The sequence below is a fragment of the Chryseobacterium sp. WG14 genome, assembly GCF_024586945.1.
Taxonomy (GTDB): Bacteria; Bacteroidota; Bacteroidia; order Flavobacteriales; family Weeksellaceae; genus Chryseobacterium.
The window spans coordinates 87,236-108,141 of record NZ_JALCZD010000010.1 but is presented as its reverse complement, the minus strand read 5'-3'; the positions used below and the strand labels follow the sequence as shown (position 1 = coordinate 108,141).

Sequence of the window (20,906 nt, the reverse complement as noted above, 5' to 3'; positions counted from 1 at the left end):
ACACGGTATTTTGGTGGTCTCTGTATGTTGTCTTTAGTCTCCAATCTCTCAACTTCATCTATGCATGGCGTCTTCTATCTGATTTCTGGTATCTTTTACAAGAAATATGTACACCAAAAATTAAATTCCTAATGTTTTATCTGGTATTAATATTATGATAAGCCAAAAATTACTTTACCTTTGTCAATTGAATGATATACAGCGATTACTAGGTTTTTTAACACAGATTTACTACGTGAAAATAAAACTATAAACTTAAGATAATGGCGAAAATTAATTTAGCGGATAAACACATATGAAATATAAATTCTTAAATTTTAAGTTGAGGAAAATTGTTCATTACTCATTAATCCTTTGTATCTTGTTGATACAGGTGATTATAGCTATATTTTTTTATAATGAATTTGTCAATGAAAAGAAATTGAATTTCATTAAAAGTCAGCTTGAAGAAAGCAGGGCATTGGGAGGATTAACGGATAATTCAAGGAAAGATTTCATGGATGCACAGGATCACCTTCAGAAATATATGGTCAGCCAGGATGATAAAGACCTGCAGCTTTATTTTCAGTCTCTTCGAAAGCTTAAAGGGAATTTTGATAAAATAGGGGAATATGAAAAAACAAGCCCGAGGCTGAAAAACAATATTGAACTGCGTAAAAAAGATACTCTTAAAGTTAACAAGCTGAAAACACTGATTGATTCTGCATATCAGTCTTCTCTGAACTCACCTGCGAAAACCCAGGATAAAGAATATGAACCGGAAAAGTATAAGAATGATTTTGAAGATTTCAATATACAGACCCGAACGTATGCCGATACCGTTAAAAAGAAGGGATTCATGGGCCGTTTGAAAGATGCCATAACAGGTAAGGTGAATGTTCAGAAAGAAAGTACGGTGGTTACCCTAACCAATAATAAAACGATAGATATTTCTCAGGTAAAATCTAAAATGAATAATGCGATGAAGTCTATGGACAAGCATTACTCTGATGAAATAAAAAAAGTACAGTTAAAAGCAGCTAAAACCCAAAGAGATAATCTGCAGTTTTATGGCAATTTCAGTAAATTATTGGTATACAGTAATGGATTGATAGAAGTGTATGAGAATGCTATTAAAGATTTTAAGTCTGAATTAGAAAGAGAGTATAACGAACAAAGCTCAAATAACAATAAAATCAGAACTTATCTGGTGCTTGGATTAATGATCTTAATGTTCATTGTATCTATTCTGATCATGTATTTTACAAGGGTTGCATTTATCTATGAAAGAAAGCTTAATGCAGCGAATGAGGAAATTAAGAATAACCTTAATTTTAAAAACAGGATATTAGGAATGTTGAGCCATGACCTGAGGTCCCCGTTGAAAATTATCAATATTTTTATCGATAAGATTCACAGAACGACGAAAGATGACACCATAAAAGACTACCTTCAGTCTATCAAGTTTACTAACAGCACACTGCTCCTGCAATCTAACCAGATTCTGGAATACACAAAAAATCAGGATGCTGAGAAAAAAATGGTCAATACGGTCTTTAATCTCAAAAATGAGCTCAATTCTATTGCAAAAGTGATTACTCCGTATATAGAAACCAGGAACAATAAGTTTGTAGTCACAGACAGGATTCCTGAAGATATAATAGTATATGCTGATAATATAAAAATTAACCAGGTATTTATGAATATTCTGGGGAATGCCAATAAATTCACAGAAAACGGACAGATTGATCTCAGTATAATTACTGAACCTATAGATAAAAATACAATATCCCTGATTACAATAGTAGCAGATACGGGAGTTGGAATCTCAGAATCAGATGTAAAGAAAATTTTTGAACCTTACTACCAAGGGATTATTTCTGATGAAATTGACAATCTTGGGGCAGGGCTGGGATTAAGTTTATGTAAAGAAATTGTGGAACTTTTTGATGGTGAAATATCTGCCACAAGCAAATTACATAAAGGAACAAAAATAACATTCAGGATCAATTTAAACATTAATAATAATGGAGTTACCAATTGAAAATAAAGAAACGACCTTCCTTTTGGCTGATGACCACAGTATTGTAAGGCAGGGAATAGAAATTATCATCAGTGATATGATTCCGGATGCTAAAATTTATCATGCTTCCTCATTACAGAAAGTTATGGAACTTGTCAAATCAGAGGAAATAGAAATAGCAATTATGGATGCACATTTTCCCGACGGAAACAGTCTGCACATTTTGTCTGAAATGAAAACGGCGAATCCTGATCTTAAAATCCTGATCTTTTCCGGTCTTGAAGAAGACCTGCATGCACTTAAGTTTATTAAAGCCGGCGCCAATGGATACCTCAGTAAGCTAAGCGAAGAGGACGAAGTAAGTGAAGCTATCTTACACTTCATACAGAAAGGCGAATACTTTTCTGCTATTTCCCGTAACCTTTTGGTACAGCTTGTTTCTAATCCGGATTTGCTCAATCCTCTTGCCCGGTTAACGAAGAGAGAATTGCAGATTGCCGAAATGTATGCGGAAGGGCTGGGAAATCTGGAAATTTCAAACCAGTTGGATATCAGGCAGAATACAGTGAGTACCATTAAGAAAAATATATTTGAGAAATTAAAAATTGAAAATATTGTTGAGCTGATTGATCTTATCAAAACGCATCACAAATTATAGAACCTATAAAAAACTATTCCTGCCAGTATATTTATCGATAAATATCGATGCTTCTTTAGACGTGTATCGATGGGAAATGTGAGGAAGTTTATTCATTAATGTTGTTACTTTGCAGTATAGAATTCAGGGAATGAAAAAGTAAAATCTTTTAAACTTTGAATTTTTACACAAATGAGAAAAAAATATAACTATACCAATAATAAACTATAGTTATATAAAAACCCAAGTGATGAAATTAAATAAGCGTATGAATATCCTCAAACCTGCTTCTTGAAAGCATTCCAAAAAAACACAAACACATATAAAGAAGTTAAATAGGTCTTGTTAGGTTATTTAATACAAAAAGGAGATGGGGATCTCCTTTTTTTTGTTTACGTCAATAGTAAATTCTAAAGATCAGGCTGGAAAGGGAGTATACAAAAAATTATAAGATAGTAAAAAACGGATCAGGTGCAAAAGTTGGGATAATATAAACTTACATCAATAGACCTTCTCTTTGACGCAAAGTGCTATTTTTATTACGTTTGATTTTAAGTGAACCAAGAATGAATCGATTAGAAATCGATTTTGATGAAGCTAACTTTATTCAGCGACAAAGTCGCCTTTCTTTGCTTTCTTACAATAGAACATCCAAATTATTATTCTTTTGCGTTAAATAAAAGGTCAAATAAAAATTACATATTTTATTTAATGCAGCATAGATTTCTGAATGTCCAAACGAGAGGTTTTAGATTTAATCCAATTTGCTTAGTCCACAAGTTTATAACATGATCCTAAAAAAACTATCACTTCTTCAACAGCCAGCGATTCCTTATCTTATTTTTTATCAAATGATAAATGATAAATCAATACAGTCCCCTAATTTTGTAAACAAAAAATGTCAGGGGAAAAAAAATTAAAGGTTCTGCTTAAAAATATGGAGCCTGTATTGAACTCAGGAGACTATGCTTTCTGTAGAGTTGAAAATTTTAAAAAGATTGCTGATCTTGATAAGGTTCTGTTTTTCTTTCGCGAAGCTGAAGCTGTTACCATAGTTTTAGAAAAAACAACAGCAGATGAATGGAACCTGGATTATACATATATTTCTTCCTGGATTACCCTGAATATTCACTCTTCACTGGAAGCGGTAGGGCTTACTGCAGCTTTTGCCAATGCTCTGAAACAGGAAAACATCAGTTGTAATGTAGTGGCTGCTTATTTTCATGATCACATTTTTGTGGCAAAACAAGATGCACAAAAAGCTATGGAAGCATTATACAATTTAAGTGAAGTGTAATATTTAAGTTCCTAAGTTTTTAAAGTGATAAAAAAGGTAATTAAGTTTCACTGTAGATCATATTTTTTTGACTCAAAGTCTTTAAGGTATAAGGCGGTTATATTTTGAGTGAGCAAAGATGTTTTTTAGATGTTTTGTAATCAAATGACAATGCAAATAATCAACAAACAGCTTATGCAAGGTAAGCTGTTTGTTATTTTTATGGAAAAAGTATCCGAACCTTATTCATTGAAATTGAGAATCTGATTCATTTCAGAAGCTATTTCTTCAGGATTGAGTATTCTTTCAAAATAAGTAATTTCAATCTTGGTTTTCTTCCAGAAAGAATAAACTAAAACACCGGTAACCCCTACATTTTCTATAGAGGAATCAGAATTTTTGACATCCGTTATTACTTTAAAGGCCGTTTCTCCTTTTTTGTATTCTGTTATCCGTATTTCACAGGTTAATAGCTTAAAAGCCTGTTCAATTCCCTTTTTTAAATCTCCATATTCTTCACTGAAATGTTGGTGATCCAATGAAAATCCAACCGTCAATTCATTCGCATCCACAGATAGCCAGTAATTTGAATTTTCTATAGAAAGAAATGTTGTTCCATGCTCCTCTGAAACACTGATTTTTGAAGCTAATTTAGATTTTAGCAGTTCAAGAATTTCATTGAATTTCTTTTCATGGAGTTTCATTACGAACTGAACGGTTTTGTCATAAGAAAATACAGAGATTAGCTGTTCATCAGGAATCTGAACTTATTTATATTTTTAAGGGCAATGCCGGTTCCACGGACAACAGCTCTTAGAGGATCTTCGGCAACACATACAGGGAGTCCTGTTTTTCTGTGTATTCTATCGGCCAGTCCATTCAGAAGAGCACCGCCTCCGGCAAGATAAATACCTGTTTTGTAGATATCTGCTGCAAGCTCAGGTGGTGTAAGAGAAAGCGTTTCCAAAACGGCATCCTCAATTCTCATCAGTGATTTATCCAGTGCTTTGAACACTTCTTTATAGTTGACCATGATTTCTTTCGGCTTACCTGTAATCAGATCTCTTCCCTGTACAGGAATATCTTCCAGCGGGTAGTCCAGTTCCTCCAGTGCCGAACCTATCTCAATTTTTATTCTTTCAGCAGTTCTTTCCCCAATATATAAATTGTACTGCGACCTTAGAAAATAAGCAATATCATTTGTAAATACATCGCCGGCAATTTTTAAGGATTTGTCACATACAATTCCTCCAAGTGCCACCACCGCTATTTCGGTAGTTCCGCCCCCTATATCAATAATCATATTTCCTTCAGGACTTTGAACATCAATTCCTGCTCCAATGGCGGCTGCCATGGGCTCATAGATCAGTTTTACTTCCTTGGCATTGACCTTTTGGGCAGAATCCTTAACAGCTCTTTTTTCAACCTCAGTAATCCCCGAAGGAATACATATTACAATTCTCAGAGCAGGCTGTATAAATCTCCCTCTGATCCCCGGAATCTGCTTGATAAATTCTTTAATCATATGCTCGGAAGCATGAAAATCTGCAATGACTCCATCCTTTAAAGGACGTACTGTTTTAATATTTTCGTGGGTTTTACCCTGCATAAGTTTGGCTTGTTCTCCCACTGCAATTGGCTTTCCGGTTATACGGTCAATAGCAACAATGGAAGGCTGGTCGATGACGATCTTGTTATTATGTATGATCAGCGTATTAGCGGTCCCCAGATCTATTGCGATCTCCTGCGTAAACATATCAAATAACCCCATCTTTTCCTTATTTTATTAGACTGCAAAGTACGGCTTTCTCCATCGATATTAACGACAGCAAAATCCATAATGGAAGTTAAAATTGTGTTAATTACTGTAATCATTGACCTTGGAACAGTAGAGTTTATTTGTACCTTTAAACTCAAACTATAAATACCATGACACTTCCCCAATACGATAATTTTCCAAACATAACCGGTGATAGGGTATCACTGCGGCAGGTTTTGGATACAGATCTCCCTGAGCTTATTGAAATTTCGTTCTATGATGCCATTCAGGCAGAAAGTATTGAGCAGGCAGCAGAAATGCAGGCCAAAATCAATAGTGACTATACCAGCGGGAACTCCATTCATTGGGCTATCGTGGATAATGCTACCCATAAAATTGTGGGAACGTGTGGGTATTACAGAGGGTTTAAACAGGGAGAAGGCGAGCTGGGTTGTGTATTATTATCCCACTATAAAGGAAAAGGATATATGACGGAAGCCATGACATTAGCGATTGACTTTGGAATGAATACCATTGGGCTCAAACGCATTTGGGCAGCCACAAGTAAACAAAATACTAAAGCCATACAGCTCCTTGAGAGGTTAGACTTTAAGAAAATGGGAGAGCTTGATGATGAAATAGAATTTGAATTAAATCCACAGAGATCATAAGCTCAGGCAGAAATTAAAAAAGGAAAACATATAAAGAATTTATCTCACAACTAAATAATGTGGGTTGAGAATCCACTATTTGACAACCATTCTCTGACAGGAGGCCGAGAGAAATCAAAAAAAAGTCCGTTTTCACGAGTTGTGACACAGACTTTTTTTGAGTGAAAGCTTTAGCTAAATTTTTTAATTGCTTCTGCACTTACCGGAGTAAAGAAATTAATCAGATTTCCATCCGGATCAGAAAACAAAAGCGATCGGTTACCCCACGGCATGGTGGTAGGTTCCTGTATGATATCGCGGGTTATACTTTTAACCCTTTCATATTCTTCATCTACATTATCTACCATGAATTCTATGATCGTGTTTTTGCCACCCGCTGGTTCGATGGAATTTTCACCAAATAGCTTCATGGTTCGCGTGCTTCCAATGGCTATAGTAATAGAATCACCAGATAGCTCTGCGAAATCTTCAGTATACCATTGAGCCGTTAATCCAATGGTTTTTTCGTAAAATGCTACGGTTTGTTGAATGTCTTTTGTAATCATTCTTAATGAAGTGAATTGCATAGTGTTTAAAATTGTATTGTTGCAAAGGTAGACCAGACTAATGACAACAGGGTGTCAGGAAGGTTTTCATTTTTTTGCGCCTTAGATTAAGCCTGAAAATTATTGTTTGTGCTTTTTAATAGTCTCTGTTCTACATCATTTTACCATTACAAACAGACTGTTTATTCTAAAAACCACAATTCAAAACTGCTTCCTTCCTCCAATGTTTTATAATTAAGATAACCACCATGGGCTTCCATAATACTTTTTGCCAGGGTGAGCCCAATTCCCGAACCGTTGGCCCTGGTGGTGAAAAAGGGCAGGAAAATTTTGTCTTTGATCTCAGGAGTAATCCCGGAACCGTTATCGGTAATACTTACGATAATGCGGTTGTTTTGGGATTTTACAGTAGTTGTAATGAGTTTGTATTCCTTTTCAGAAACAGCATGAATAGCGTTGAGATAAAGGTTGATCAGACTTCGCTCAATCATTTTTTCATCAGCTGATACCCTATAATCTTCAATATCCGCAATTATTTGGATATGATGTTTTTCAAATTCGGATTTCAAAAAGCAGGCTGCGGATTCAATAACTTTTTTCAGGGAAACAGGGGCAAGAACAGGTTTGGGTAATTCTGCAACCTGACGGTAATGGTCTACAAAACTCAAAAGCTGTTTGGATTTGGAATTGATAACCATCAGACTTTCTTTCATATCCTGTTGATCTTCATGATCGATGGTCTCCTGGTTGCTGATGTATTCCAGGTTCTGGATCAGGCTGTTCACGGGAGTCAGGGTATTGAGCAGTTCATGGGAAATCACTTTCATCAGGTTATTCCATGCCAGTTTCTCTTTTTGTTCAATAATTTTCTGAACAGATTCGAGAGTAATAATATAAAAGTTGTGCTGCGTGTTTTTTACCTGTTGGGTTCTGAGTGAAAAAGACTGCCTGGAATTGCTATGGATAGAAATATCGAAAAACTCCTGTGAACTTTGATAATTAGTGTCTTCAATAATTTTATAGAATTCCGGGACCTTTGATGCATACAGGTCCCAACGGTTGTATCTGGGAACCTGTAAAATACTGAGAAAGGCATTGTTCACATAAAATACTTCCCGGGTTTTATTTTCGGATAGGATGATCAGCCCTGTTTCCATTTGGTCCAGGATACTTTCATACAGCAATTTATAAGAGGATAAAGACAATTGTTCCTCTTTACTTTGGTAATACAGACGGATACTGCTGTCGAGAAGTGGACTTCCTTCTTCCTGAGGAAATAAAGAAAAGTCTTTATTCCTGATGGAGGAGATGACCTTTTCTACTTTTGAGTCCTGAGCAGCTAATGAAAAATACATCAAAGCCACAAAAACAATCATGAGCAGTATGAAAAGCATCATATTGAACCATTTTTCTTCCAAAAAGAAATGATAAGCGGTAATTCCACTTGTTATGGCAAGCAGATTGTACAGCAACCACAGGATATTATTTTTACTCATGAGTTTTTCCTATATTTTATTGATCATAAACTTAATGATACTTTTTAAACCTAATATACCGAAACTCTAATGTCTGATATCTGAAGTCTGGTGTCTATTATCTATTATTTAACTCATAATCCAAATTTCTCCATTCTCCTGTAGAGAGCCGCCCGTGAGAGGCCAAGGTCTGCTGCAGCTAAAGAAATATTTCCGGTATGTTTTTTCAGTGCCTTTCTGATGAGGACTTCCTCCATTTCTTCAATATTGAGATTGGTGATGGTACTGTCATACTCTTCCAGTTGAGGCATCAGTAACTGGAGCTTGCTGTCATTGGATAAAATAACACTTCTTTCCAAGCAATGATCCAGTTCCCGGATATTTCCCGGCCATGGAAAATGAGTAAGCCCCATCAGTAAATCATCTGTAAGTTCAAGATTAGGCTTGTGATACTTTTGTTTATAACGATCAAGAAAGTAGAGGCCCAGTAATCCAATATCCTCCTGTCTGTCCCGCAAAGCCGGAATCTGAATTTCAACAGTATTGATTCTGTAATATAAATCCTGTCTGAAACGATTTTCTGCAACGGCTTTTTTCAGGTTTTCATTGGTCGCAAAAATGAAGCGCACATCCAATACACGCTCTTTGGATTCCCCTAACCGGGATAGTTTCCTGTTTTGAATCAGACTTAACAACTTGGTCTGAAGATGGAGTGGCAGGTTTCCGATTTCATCCAGAAAAACAGTGCCATTCTGGGCATTTTCAATTTTTCCTGCATAATCCTGATGGGCATCGGTAAAGGCTCCTTTTTTATACCCAAACAGTTCAGATTCAAAAAGGCTTTCCGAAATGCTTCCCAGATCAATATGTACAAACGGCTGGTTTTTCCTTTCCGACTGTTCATGGATGGATTCTGCAAGTACATATTTTCCTGTTCCGTTTTCCCCTAATAACAATACATTGGCATCGGTGGGAGCTACTTTTCTGATCTGCTCAAGAACTTCCTGCATTTTCGGGGAGTGGCTTTGCAGTTGATATTGGTTATTTTTCTGATGTACATTTTCCCATTGGCTGAGTTTTCTGTTTTTCCTTGAGATGTCTACCGCCAGATTCACCGAGGCATAGAGCTTTTCGTTGTTCCAGGGTTTCAGGATAAAATCTGATGCTCCATTTTTCAGAGCCTCTACAGCGAGCTCCACTTCACCATAAGCAGTCATCAGAATAATTGGAAGCTGAGGTTCCAGTGTTTTAATTTCCTTCATCCAGTAAAGGCCGTCCTGTCCGTTTTCAAAACCTTTTCTGAAATTCATATCCAATACCACGGAATCAACCTGATTTTCAGTCATAAATTTTAAAATTTCTGCCGGCTTGCTTAGACAGCTTACTTCTGAAAAAAACTTTTTCAGCCAGACTCTTGCGGAGAACAGGATATCTTCATCGTCATCCACGATCAGAATATGAGCTTCTTTTTTACGCATGATAGTGTAATTTATTAAAAACGGATTCTTTATGATTAAAAAATGTTCATTTTCGTACAGAAAGTGTTCGATAATGAACAGTAATTTGTCTCTTATTACAAACTCTATTGCAGATTTTCAAGGACTTACAGACTTATATTTTTCTGGCATCTGCCTTGTGTAATCTATTGTAATAAAATGAGTTATCTTTAATATGGATACGAAAATAGTAAAAAAGAAATCGAAATTAAAATTTGTTTTTGGCGGACTGGTCATATTGGGGATGATAGGAGTCTGCAGTCTGTATTTTATCAGGCAGAAAAAAACATACAATGTTTCCGCTGAAGATATTCAGACTGATGCAGTTACCCAGGGGAAATTTGAAGATATGCTGATGGTAACGGCCCAAACCCAGTCACTCAATTCTTCATTAGTCAATGTTTTGGAAGGCGGAGTGGTAAAAGAAATTTTTGCTGAAGATGGGCAGATTGCCACCAAAGGCCAACCTATTGCGAGAGTGTACAATCCCAATACGGAATTCAGTTATATGAATCAGAAAACGGGAATCATGCAACAGGTCAGCCAGATGAGAAGTACGCTTCTTGAACTGAAAAACCAGGAGCTCGCCCAGGATAAAGAGCTTTTACAAGCCCAGAATGATTATAATACGGCACTTCAGAGCTTTAATCTGCAAAAGAGACTCTATGACGCGGACATCGGAAAAAAAACAGATTACGACATCAGTATACAGAATCTGACCTACCAGAAACAGAGAAAATCAATTATTGAAAAGGGATTTTCTACAGAAAAGAGTTCAAGGAATGCTCAAATTTCTGCGATCAATACATCAATAGGACAGATGGAGAAAAGTCTTCAGGTTTTACGTTCCAATAAAAATAATTTTCTCATCATGGCCCCTGCTTCCGGAAGACTTTCATCATTTGCTATTTCATTGGGTGAAAACCTTATCAGTGGACGAAGTATCGGGAAGGTCGATTTGATGGACGGGTATAAGCTGGTGGCTAAAGTAGATGAATATTACATCAATAAACTGCAGAATGGCATTAAAGGAATGCTGGATAATAATGATCAACCCTATGAAGTGGTGATCACTAAAATACTGCCGGAAGTAAAAGACGGTCAGTTTCTCGTGGAACTGAATTTTACCGATAAAAAACCGGATAATCTGAAAATAGGGATGACCTTTGGATTGAAACTAAAGCTTTCAGCCGATACACAGAGTACAATGATCTCTAAGGGAAGCTTTTTCAAAGAAACGAATGGAAAGTGGATCTTTGTAGTGAAAGGAAATAAAGCTGAAAAAAGGACTATCAGTCTTGGAAGAGAGAATCCGCTGTATTATGAGGTAGTATCAGGGTTGAAGCCCGGAGAAACCGTTATTACATCAGATTATTCAGATTTGAAAAAATATGAAATCCTTGATATTAAAAAGTAAAAAGATGAATATTTTTAACCTCCCGTTATCACCGCTTATAAAAAAATCTAATCAACAATAACAGCAAACATAATTATCATGATCAATATACATAATCTTTCAAAAATATACAGAGCTGAAGATGTACAGACGCATGCCTTAAACGAGGTAAGCCTGAGCATCAAAGAAGGTGAATTCCTGGCCATTATGGGACCTTCCGGCTGTGGGAAATCTACTTTTTTAAATATTCTCGGTCTTTTAGACAGTGCCTCGGCAGGCTCATATCAATTTGAAGAAAGAGAAATGATAGGGCTTAATGAAAGAAAGAAATCGGATGTCCGTAAAAAAAATATAGGTTTTATTTTTCAGAATTTTAACCTGATTGATGAGCTGACTGTCTATGAAAATATTGAGCTGCCTTTAATTTACAACGGAGTTTCTTCTGCGGAAAGAAAAAGAAAAGTAGAAGAAATTATGGAGAAAATCAATATTGCTCACCGCTCAAAACATTACCCACAGCAACTTTCCGGAGGACAGCAGCAAAGGGCAGCCGTAGCAAGAGCACTGGTTACAAAACCTAAACTGATCCTCGCTGATGAGCCCACAGGAAATCTGGACAGCTCCAACGGAAATGAGGTGATGAATCTTCTGGCAGAGCTTCACAGAGAAGGATCTACCATTGTTATGGTCACCCATTCTTCATATGATGCCGGTTTTGCTTCACGGATTATCAATATGAAGGACGGTGAAATCTTCAATGAGGAACATGCTTCCCAAAGAAAAGATGTTTTTGAAAAAGCAGATGCAGGTGCATTTGAATAAACCAGAAGTCTTTTGTCAAATATTATTAACTGTAATCCAATTATTATGCTTACCAACTGGCTCAAAATTGCCTTGATTAATTATAAAAAGAACAGACTGTCTACTTTTATCAATCTGTTTGGACTTACCATAGGACTCACCGGATTTATGCTGATCCTGATGCATTGGAATGATGAGGAATCCTATGAAAAATGGAATCCAAAGAAAGACCAGATCTTTGCTTTTCAAAGCCTGTACAAAAAAGATAATTTCTACGGAAATAATATTTCTTACCCTTTGGCTTATGAGGCATTTAAAAAGATTTCGGAAACGGAAGACTATGTTATTTTCAACGGTTCTGATATAGGAGTAAAAATGATAACCAAATATACCACTGCTTTTCAGCAGGGCGGTTTTACCTCATCGGAAAGTTTCTTTAATTTTTTTCCTTTTAAAATTATTTCAGGCCGGGCGAAAGATGCCTTAAAATCAGATGCTTCCATTGCCATTTCCAAGCAGGTGGCTATAAAATTATTTGGAACAGCTAATGCTGCCGGTGAATCCATAAAATTTGATGATAAAGATTATATGGTTACCGCTGTATATGAGCTCCCTGAAGGGAATAGTCAGATCAAACCGGAATTTATTTTCAAGCCTGTAGAGCAGTTTAAAAATGATAAAGAACAATGGAATAGTTTCAACTACGGATGCTTTTTTATGCTTAAAAAAGGAGGTGATCCTTCGGTTTTTGAAAATAAGTTTAAAGAAATTCTGGAACATAGAGCGGCTCGTTCTGCGAAAAATGCAGGGATGAGCGCCCAACAGTTTTTTGAGATGTATGGGCCTAACAGAGTATTTCTCGTTCAATTGGATCAGCTTAAACTTCATGCAAAAGCTTCATGGTTTGGAAATGGAGATTTCAGGACCATTATGATTTTGTTTTCCCTTTCTGTCCTGATTGTTATTTTATCAGCGATCAATTTTATCAATCTGAAAACGGCAGAAGCATCACAAAGAGGAAAAGAAGTGGGAGTAAGAAAAGCGATTGGAGGAACAAAGCTTTCTTTAATGCTTCAGTTCTTTTTAGAGACATTTATTATATGCCTGCTGTCTTATTTCCTGTCTTTGGCCCTTACAGAGCTTTTGCTTCCTTCTTTTAATAAATTTTTTAACAAGGAAATAGCGCTGAACGATTGGCATGTTTATGTGTATTCCTTAGCAATGGTCATGGCAGTCACTTTATTATCTGGGCTGGTTCCTGCTTTTTATCTTTCGAATTTTAAAGCAATTGAGACGCTCAAGGGTAATTTCTCCCGAAGCAAACACGGAGTCTGGCTTAGAAACGGAATTCTTACGCTACAGCTCGTTATTTCTTCATTTTTTATCATTGGAGGTCTGATTGTACATAGCCAGGTAAAGCATATGATGAATAAAGACCTTGGGTTTAACGGAAAACAGATCATGATGATTTACTGCAATGAACTTACTCCTAAGTCATGGTTAAAATATGAACGTCTTAGAAATGAACTCACTAAAATTAACGGGGTAGAGGAGGTTTCTTATGGAGAAGCAGTGGTTGGGAGCGGACGGAGAAGCAGTTCAAATATCGATTATGAGCACCAGAGTATTGATGCCGAAACCGGTGCAATGGATTATAATTATCTTCAGTTTCTGGATGTTAAGTTATTAAAAGGACGTTGGCTGGATCCGAATTTGGCTTCAGATACAATCAATACTATTATTGTTAATGAAGCATTTGTTAAAAAATTTGGCTGGACAGATGAGCAGGTTTTTCAACGTGAATTGCGTCCGGGGTTTGATGAAGGAAAGAAATATAAGGTCGTAGGAATTGTTAAGGATTTTAACCTTCGAAGCCTTCAATATAAGATAGAACCTATTATGTTTTTTCATTATAAACAATCTACCTCGAAGAGGCTTAATGTATACAATGTTCAGGTGAAAATAAAACCGGATGACATTGAGGGAACGGTTGAGAGGATTAAAAAATTCTGGCAGACTTCAGCAGAGCCGGGCTATCCTTTTGATTATTATTTTATCAATCAGAGATTTGCAAAAACTTTTGAAGTCTATCAAAAGCAGCAAACCTTATTTACCATTCTGAATGCTATGGTATTAATGGTGGCTTTACTGGGGCTCTTTGCGCTTTCCTCTTTGATGATAGAGCAGAAGTTGAAAGATGTAGCTATTAGAAAGACCTTGGGAGCCTCAGATCGTGCTCTGGTTTTCGGACTCACCCGTCAGTTCCTTTGGATTGCTGTCATTGCTGTTTTGATAAGCATACCGATCTGTTATTTTCTGATGAACGAATGGCTGAAAGATTTTGCCTACAGAATAGAGATGCCGGTGTGGCCGTTTGTCGTCAGTTTCCTGGTTTTATTGGGGTTAACATTTGCTGTCGTAAGTATCAAAGCTTATAAAGCCACAAAAGTAGATCTCATCAAATACCTGAAGTATGAGTAACTGAGTCCATCGATCATCTTATTTTCTTAATTATTTAAATCAGAACGTCCTCATGAAAAATATGATTTTCCTGTTTTTTGTTGGCCTTTATCCGGCTCAGCAAACATGGAACCTGCAACAATGTCTCGATTATGCTGCAGCTCATCATCCGCTGGTTAAACAAGCCACCGTGAATGTTGCCAAAAATGATAAGCTGATTACAGGATCAAAAGGGATGCTGCTGCCTTCTGTAGAAGCAGGGGTGAGGCATACTTATAGTTTTGGATCTTCCATTAACCAGTCGAGTAATCAGCGGGAAGCTCTCAATACACAATATGATCAGTTTACGGCTCAGGCAGACTGGAGTCTTTTCAACTGGAAAAATATGCTGGATATATCTTTGTCTACATTGAATAAACAAACCAGTACGTACAGGCTTAAGCTCGCACAGAATAAGGTAAAACTGAATGTTATTCAAATGTTTTTTGCCTACCAGAATGCGAAAAGCTGGCTGGAAGTCCTGGAAACCCAGATATCCGGAATGCAGGATCAGATTAAGCGTACTGAAAAAGAAGTAGAAATTGGAAACAGACCCAAAAGTGATGTATACGATATCAAAGCGAATCTGGGAACTTTACAGGAACAGTGGGTGTCCGCTAAAAATCAACGGGATCAGTCAAAAATTAACCTGCTGAATGCATTGGCTTTTACTCAGGATTCTTTGGAGTTCGTGATGACTGATGAAAATCTCTCTTCGGAAGCAGCGTTTCGAGATCCGGATTTTACAAAAAAATTATTGGAGAAAAATCCTGCTTACCAATCTGTGATAGCAGAGATTAAAGCAGAGGAGAAGAAAGAAGATATAGCAAAAGCCGGGTATTTGCCAACTTTAAATGCAAGTTACAGCTGGTCTACTTTTTATAATAAAGTGCTGGGAAAGGATGACGGTTCCGGTATTCGTTTCTCCGATCAGTTTTCTCAAAACAAAAACCAGTCTGTAATCTTGGGACTCAATATTCCTATTTTTAATAAGCTACAGGTAAAAACGAACGTGGAAACAGCAAAGCTGAATGTCATCAATTCCAAGTATGATAAGGAGCTAATCATCAACGACCTGACCCAAAATATTAATTCAATTAAAGCACAGTTTTTAAACGCCCAGGAGAAATACAATCTGCTGGACACCAATTTTGAAAATCAAAAACTGTCTTTTCAGAAATCTGAAGAAAAATATAAAGAAGGATTAATGGATGCCTATACTTTTTTTGTTGTCCGCAACGGATGGCTTCAGGCTAATTATAATCTTATCAGCAGCAAAAATGATGTGATCCAGCAGACAGAACTGCTAAAGGTGCTGGAATCAGGTTATTAAATTCAGAATATTCGTACATTTTCAAAAAGCAGTCTTCAAAATGATGAAGGCTGCTTTTATTTTGAATAGATCCTCAGAATATACCCTTCTGTTTAATACATATGAAGAAGATATTTGCCGGGTAATTTTTTTCTTAAATTATGGAGTGGTTACTTCCTGGATCACAAAACTCTGCTCACTCTGTGTATGGGCTGAAAAGTAGCCTAAAGCTCCATTGCTGATATTACTTGGAGGGTTAGCTGGCGTCACACTGCCGCCATTACCATTGGAAATCTGAAGAAGAGCACTGTAATAGGTGAATACATTGGTGTCAATGCTTTGCATTTCAACGTGAATGGTATCTCCCACAACTACTTTATGATCTCTGCCGTCATTATCATCATTCGGAAGGATGATCGGACGCTGATTGGCAAGGCCGTTATTTACATTGTCTGAAAAGACATCCATGTATTTTTTTGTTAAATTATTGATGGTAAAGCTGAAAAGATAACGGTTGCCTAATGCAACAGGATCTGTAAAAATGGGTAAAAGGGTATAGCTTTTTTCGTCCCCGAAAGAAAATGAATCCTGTGACAGACCTTCAAAATCCACTACTTCAGGCATTGTGCTTTGAGCGGTATATTGCTTTCCTTCTGCCTGTACATTCAGGGTATAGATTCTGCCGGATACTCCCACAAAATTGGTAGTCTGGTATTTTCCCTGGCCTATGTACTGTAAAACTTCCGTTTGACCGGCATTATCGCTTAAAGTAACCTGTGCACCCGTTACAGCAGGATATTGATTAGGCTGTGAAACTCCTACAGATTTTGTTATTTTCACGATATAAGGCCCGGCCTGATCGGTAACATTCCCTTCAATGACAATATTTCCACTTTGGTCGGCAAGATCCAGATCGATCTCTTTCTCGCAAGATGTTAAAGCAAACAGGGATAATATGATAAAAAATGTATTTTTCATGATTTAAAATTTGAAATTGTAAGTGATGTTAGGTACCCAACGGAATAGAGAAGTCTGCATAGCACGTGTTGCTCCCGGATTATTTGGGTTGTCTTCAAAAGTAATCGTATAGGCATTTTCACGACCATACAGATTATAAATACCAAAAGTCCATGAACCCTTGAAGCGTTTATTAGAGATTGGCTCATAGGTCGCACTCAGGTCCATTCTGTGATAAGCAGGCATTCTGTCTGCATTTCTGTTGCTGTACTGGAAGATCGTTTGCCCATTCAGTTCATACTTTCCGGTAGGGAAGGTCACTGCATTTCCGGTACTGTACAGGAAAAGTCCGGACATGGACCACTTTTCATTAAACTGATAAGTAGCTACTACGGATAGATCATGCGTTTTATCCATTCTGGCATTATACCATTCATTATTATTGATCCCGTTTATCTTTCTTTCAGTTTTGGATAACGTGTAAGAAATCCATCCGGTAAGCTTGCCGCTTTTCTTTTTGGCAATAAGCTCAAGACCGTAGGCTCTGCCTTTTCCGAACAGCAATTCATTTTCTACATCTGATCCTGTATCAAATCCAATCTGAGCTCCGTTTTTGAAATCGATCTGATTCTGCATGGATTTGTAATAGACTTCAGCATTGATTTCATAATTATTGTTTTTGAAGTTCCTGCTGTAGCCAGCACTGATCTGGTCTGCAATTTCCGGTTTTACCGTATAGCTGCTTCCAATCCATTGGTCTGTAGGATTTCCGCTGTTAGAGTTGCTTAAAAGGTGTAGATTTTGAGTATTACGGGAATATCCTCCTTTCACACTGCTGACTTCGTTGATACGGTAATTGGCGGTAATACGAGGTTCAGGATTTACATAGGTTTTCCCGAGTTTTCCTTTTTCTAAAAACCTGCTTTCTGTAAGATTTCCATTCTCATACGTGTTGAAAGTATCACCTCCCAATACACTGAATAGGGAAAGTCTTACCCCATAATTAATGGTAAGTTTCTCTGTAGCCTTATAATCATCATTGATGTACAGGGCATTCTCCCATGAATATCTTGGATTTCTTGGAAAGCTGCTCACACTGGTCCCTGAGGCACTGCTTGGGGTAAGGGTATGATAAATAGACTGAAGGCCAAAACGTATAGAATGCTTATTTCCTGCAAACCAGGTGAAGTCCTGCTTAAGATTCCAGTCCTGTATTTTAGAATTTAAATCAAATACATTATCGTTGCTCTTCAGGCTGATTTTATAATCATAATTGCTGTAGATGAAGGATGTATTGGAAAATAATTTACTGTTGATGATGCTGTTCCAACGCAGTGTGGCTGTAGTATTTCCCCAATCTGTTGAGAATGTATTTCCTAATCCAAGGACATCTCTTCCAAAATAGGCAGATAGATAGAGGCGGTTATTTTCATTAAGCTGATAATTGGCCTTTAAGTTAAGGTCATAAAAATATAACTTATTGTCTTTGTAGTCTTTATTGGTCTTAAGGAATAAGTCAGCATAGGTTCTTCTTCCGGAAACAATGAATGATGATTTCTCTTTCTGGATAGGGCCTTCTACACTCAGCCTGCTGCTGATCAGCCCGATTCCTCCGTTGACATTATAATCCTGGTTATTTCCGTCCTTCATCTTTACATCCAATACGGAAGAAAGACGTCCTCCATATTGGGCAGGGCTGTTTCCTTTGATAATACTGGCATCTTTCAGAGCATCACTGTTAAAGGTGCTGAAAAAGCCCAGTAAGTGAGACGCATTATAAACCGGCGCTTCATCCAGTAAGATCAGGTTCTGGTCGGTAGCCCCACCTCTTACACTGAATCCACTGCTTCCCTCACCGTTACTTTTGATACCCGGTAAAAGCTGTATAGTTTTCATGACGTCTTTTTCACCGAATAAAACCGGGAGTTTTTCAATATTTTTAATGCTTAGTGTTTCAGTTCCCATTTGAGCACTGGAAAGATTCTTGTCTTTTTTTATACCCGTTATCACTACTTCATCAATCGATTTGGAGATGGCTTCCTGCTGGATAAGAGGAAGGTCAAGCTTTATATTCTGATCAACTTTTATCTGCTGTTCAAAATCTTTGTATCCTGAATTGGAAATAATGATTGTATAGTTGCCTTCCGGTAAAGATAGAGAATAGAAACCATATTCATTGGCAACAACGTTAATAGAAGGATCTTCACTTACTTTTACCGTGACTCCGATTAGTAGCTCGCCATTTTTTTTATCTTTAACCGTTCCGCTTACAGAATAGGTTTGTTGAGCTATTACAAAGGTGCTGAAACAGAGCGCAGCGGTGGCTGCGGTAATCTTTAAAAAGGATGTTTGCATTAGTTTTGTTTAAAAAGAAGTAGATCTTTTCTATATTAAAATAGTTTATTGATGTAAGATTAGTTGAAGAGACCGAGGATTAGTTACACAAAAACTTGTTATTGAATAAATTAATTCTTTAACCAACCCTTTTATTCTAAAAAATACTCGGAAACTCCGCTGGCAAAGATAATAGAACTTATGTGAAACATAGTATTGTGTTAGATTTATTATTTTTAATTTTCAGGTAATTAAGCAGGAAACTACAAAATACATTCTATTTAATAACAGTAAAGTTATACTTTTGAGGAACCAAACTTCAGTACCATGAACGTTAAAACGTCCTTTTATATTGCATTTGCCTTCGGAATAATAGGGAATCCCGTATTGGCACAGTCTCAAACCAAATTAGGCAAAGAGATTTCCAGTGTAGAATCAGGATTAATGCCTGTCATTCGTTTTGAGGGTAAGCCACTCTGGACGCTGGAATCCCGGATGAAACATTATAATGTTCCGGGAGTAAGCATTGCAGTGATCAAAAACTCCAAAGTGATCTGGAGCAAAACATACGGCCTGGCAGATGTAGCATCCAAAACTCCTGTGAATTCCGGAACTTTGTTTCAGGCAGCCTCTATGAGTAAACCCGTAAGTGTTTATGCTGCACTAAAGGAAGTGGAAGCAGGAAAAATAAACCCGGATGCTGATGTAAATTCCTATCTGACTTCCTGGAAAATTCCTGAAAATAAATTTACGAAAGAAAAAAAAGTCAGTCTCAAAAATATTGTAAGTCATACCGCAGGCTTTACCGTGAGTGGATTTCCCGGATATGAAGCCGGCGTACCTATACCAACGCTACTCCAGGTTTTAAAGGGAGAAAGCCCGTCTAATACTTCTGCTATTATAGTGGATAAGCTTCCCGGAACTCCCTTCCGCTATGCTGGTGGTGGATATTGTGTGATGCAGCAAATGCTCATAGATACTAAAGGGAAAGACTTTCCAACCATTATAAAGGAAAATGTGCTTTTGCCTTTGGGTATGAAAAACAGTACATTCAGTCAGCCACTACCTGAAAGTCAGGCTCAGTGGGCAGCTACAGCCTATACGATGGATGGGCAAAGAGTGAAGGGAAAGTATCATACTTATCCTGAAATGGCGGCTGCAGGGCTGTGGACTACCGCTGAAGATCTGGCCAAATTTGTAATTGATATTCAAAATACATTGCATAATAAAAGCCACATCGTTATTTCTCAGAAAACCGCAGAGGAATTTACAAGTCCTTTCATCGATAAATTTGAAGGATTAGGAGTTTTTCTTGAGAATAAAAGCGGGCAGGTTTATTTCAATCACGGGGGCTGGAATGAAGGATTTTCCAGCAGATTTATAGGAAGTAAAACCAGTGGTGACGGAGTTGTCATTTTAACCAATACCAATAAACCCGACTTTATAGAAGAGCTGGTTCGTGCAGTGGCATCTGTATATCAATGGCCCAATTATCTTCCCCCTGTTTATAAAGCTTTATCCCTAACCGAGCAGGACTTTAATGAAAGTATCGGGCGTTACAAATTTGACCAGTACGGACTTTACAGGATTTATCGTGAAAACGGAAAGTTACTACTGAATATTAATGATTTGGAAACCCCAATGGAACTCATTAAAGTGGAGAGAATACATATGTAACACAGAATTGGGATTTCACATCAGAATTTGTAAAAAATGCTTCAACAGGGAAACTCGAACTTGTACAGG

The 20,906-nt window shown here is 37.2% G+C and carries 16 protein-coding genes; 9 read left to right on the top strand and 7 right to left on the bottom strand.

The features are described 5' to 3' along the window. Positions 1-421 precede the first annotated feature (421 nt). The 3 genes from MP478_RS16450 (at position 422) to MP478_RS16440 (ending at position 3,936) form a co-directional block, all read left to right on the top strand. Positions 422-2,023 (top strand): HAMP domain-containing sensor histidine kinase, encoded by a 1,602-nt coding sequence (locus MP478_RS16450; RefSeq protein ID WP_257191319.1) that lies wholly within the window; start codon positions 422-424, stop codon positions 2,021-2,023. Next, positions 2,007-2,660, top strand: a complete 654-nt coding sequence (locus MP478_RS16445) for a response regulator transcription factor (protein ID WP_230038388.1) — start codon at positions 2,007-2,009, stop codon at positions 2,658-2,660. The genes MP478_RS16450 and MP478_RS16445 overlap by 17 nt, the downstream gene beginning before the upstream one ends. An 877-nt stretch (positions 2,661-3,537) precedes the next feature. After that, the gene (locus tag MP478_RS16440; RefSeq protein WP_257201039.1) at positions 3,538-3,936 is read left to right on the top strand and encodes an ACT domain-containing protein; all 399 of its coding nucleotides are present in this window, start codon (positions 3,538-3,540) and stop codon (positions 3,934-3,936) included. A 221-nt stretch (positions 3,937-4,157) separates the two neighbouring features. Here the strand turns inward: MP478_RS16440 and MP478_RS16435 are convergent, their stop codons facing one another. Together MP478_RS16435 and MP478_RS16430 are read right to left on the bottom strand one after the other, a co-directional pair. Then, on the bottom strand, positions 4,158-4,619 hold the full coding sequence (locus tag MP478_RS16435) for a hypothetical protein (protein ID WP_257201038.1): 462 nt from the start codon (positions 4,617-4,619) through the stop codon (positions 4,158-4,160). Positions 4,620-4,657: 38 nt separating this feature from the next. After that, positions 4,658-5,686, bottom strand: coding sequence for a rod shape-determining protein (locus MP478_RS16430; protein ID WP_230038394.1), 1,029 nt, complete (start codon positions 5,684-5,686; stop codon positions 4,658-4,660). 158 nt (positions 5,687-5,844) lie between these two features. Between MP478_RS16430 and MP478_RS16425 the strand changes: the two genes are divergently transcribed. Then, complete coding sequence (locus tag MP478_RS16425) at positions 5,845-6,345, top strand: GNAT family N-acetyltransferase (protein ID WP_257201037.1); 501 nt, start codon at positions 5,845-5,847, stop codon at positions 6,343-6,345. A 170-nt stretch (positions 6,346-6,515) separates the two neighbouring features. On the opposite strand, the gene MP478_RS16420 is transcribed toward MP478_RS16425, so the two are convergent. The 3 genes from MP478_RS16420 to MP478_RS16410 all read right to left on the bottom strand — a co-directional run bounded on the left by MP478_RS16420 (position 6,516) and on the right by MP478_RS16410 (position 9,843). Continuing rightward, entirely contained in the window at positions 6,516-6,911 is a 396-nt protein-coding gene (locus tag MP478_RS16420) for a VOC family protein (protein ID WP_257201036.1), read from the bottom strand. A 161-nt stretch (positions 6,912-7,072) separates the two neighbouring features. Then, on the bottom strand, positions 7,073-8,386 hold the full coding sequence (locus tag MP478_RS16415; RefSeq protein WP_257201035.1) for a PAS domain-containing sensor histidine kinase: 1,314 nt from the start codon (positions 8,384-8,386) through the stop codon (positions 7,073-7,075). 113 nt (positions 8,387-8,499) lie between these two features. Beyond that, the gene (locus MP478_RS16410) at positions 8,500-9,843 is read right to left on the bottom strand and encodes a sigma-54 dependent transcriptional regulator (RefSeq protein ID WP_257201034.1); all 1,344 of its coding nucleotides are present in this window, start codon (positions 9,841-9,843) and stop codon (positions 8,500-8,502) included. 193 nt (positions 9,844-10,036) lie between these two features. Between MP478_RS16410 and MP478_RS16405 the strand changes: the two genes are divergently transcribed. From MP478_RS16405 to MP478_RS16390, 4 genes are all read left to right on the top strand, one after another. Next, positions 10,037-11,278 carry an efflux RND transporter periplasmic adaptor subunit gene (locus MP478_RS16405; protein WP_257201033.1) on the top strand — a complete coding sequence of 414 codons (1,242 nt, stop codon included), beginning with the start codon at positions 10,037-10,039 and terminating at the stop codon, positions 11,276-11,278. A gap of 78 nt (positions 11,279-11,356) precedes the next feature. Continuing rightward, the gene (locus MP478_RS16400) at positions 11,357-12,079 is read left to right on the top strand and encodes an ABC transporter ATP-binding protein (RefSeq protein WP_257201032.1); all 723 of its coding nucleotides are present in this window, start codon (positions 11,357-11,359) and stop codon (positions 12,077-12,079) included. Between the two features lie 12 nt (positions 12,080-12,091). Then, positions 12,092-14,539 carry an ABC transporter permease gene (locus MP478_RS16395; RefSeq protein ID WP_257201031.1) on the top strand — a complete coding sequence of 816 codons (2,448 nt, stop codon included), beginning with the start codon at positions 12,092-12,094 and terminating at the stop codon, positions 14,537-14,539. Between the two features lie 52 nt (positions 14,540-14,591). After that, on the top strand, positions 14,592-15,890 hold the full coding sequence (locus MP478_RS16390) for a TolC family protein (protein ID WP_257201030.1): 1,299 nt from the start codon (positions 14,592-14,594) through the stop codon (positions 15,888-15,890). A 138-nt stretch (positions 15,891-16,028) separates the two neighbouring features. Here MP478_RS16390 and MP478_RS16385 read toward each other — a convergent pair whose 3' ends face one another. Both MP478_RS16385 and MP478_RS16380 read right to left on the bottom strand, forming a co-directional pair. Then, positions 16,029-16,847 carry a DUF4249 domain-containing protein gene (locus MP478_RS16385; RefSeq protein WP_257191329.1) on the bottom strand — a complete coding sequence of 273 codons (819 nt, stop codon included), beginning with the start codon at positions 16,845-16,847 and terminating at the stop codon, positions 16,029-16,031. 3 nt (positions 16,848-16,850) lie between these two features. After that, positions 16,851-19,181, bottom strand: coding sequence for a TonB-dependent receptor (locus MP478_RS16380; RefSeq protein WP_257201029.1), 2,331 nt, complete (start codon positions 19,179-19,181; stop codon positions 16,851-16,853). Positions 19,182-19,487: 306 nt separating this feature from the next. On the opposite strand from MP478_RS16380, the gene MP478_RS16375 reads away from it, so the two are divergent. After that, positions 19,488-20,837: a serine hydrolase gene (locus tag MP478_RS16375; protein ID WP_257201028.1), complete on the top strand. Its 1,350-nt coding sequence runs from the start codon at positions 19,488-19,490 to the stop codon at positions 20,835-20,837. Positions 20,838-20,906 lie beyond the last annotated feature (69 nt).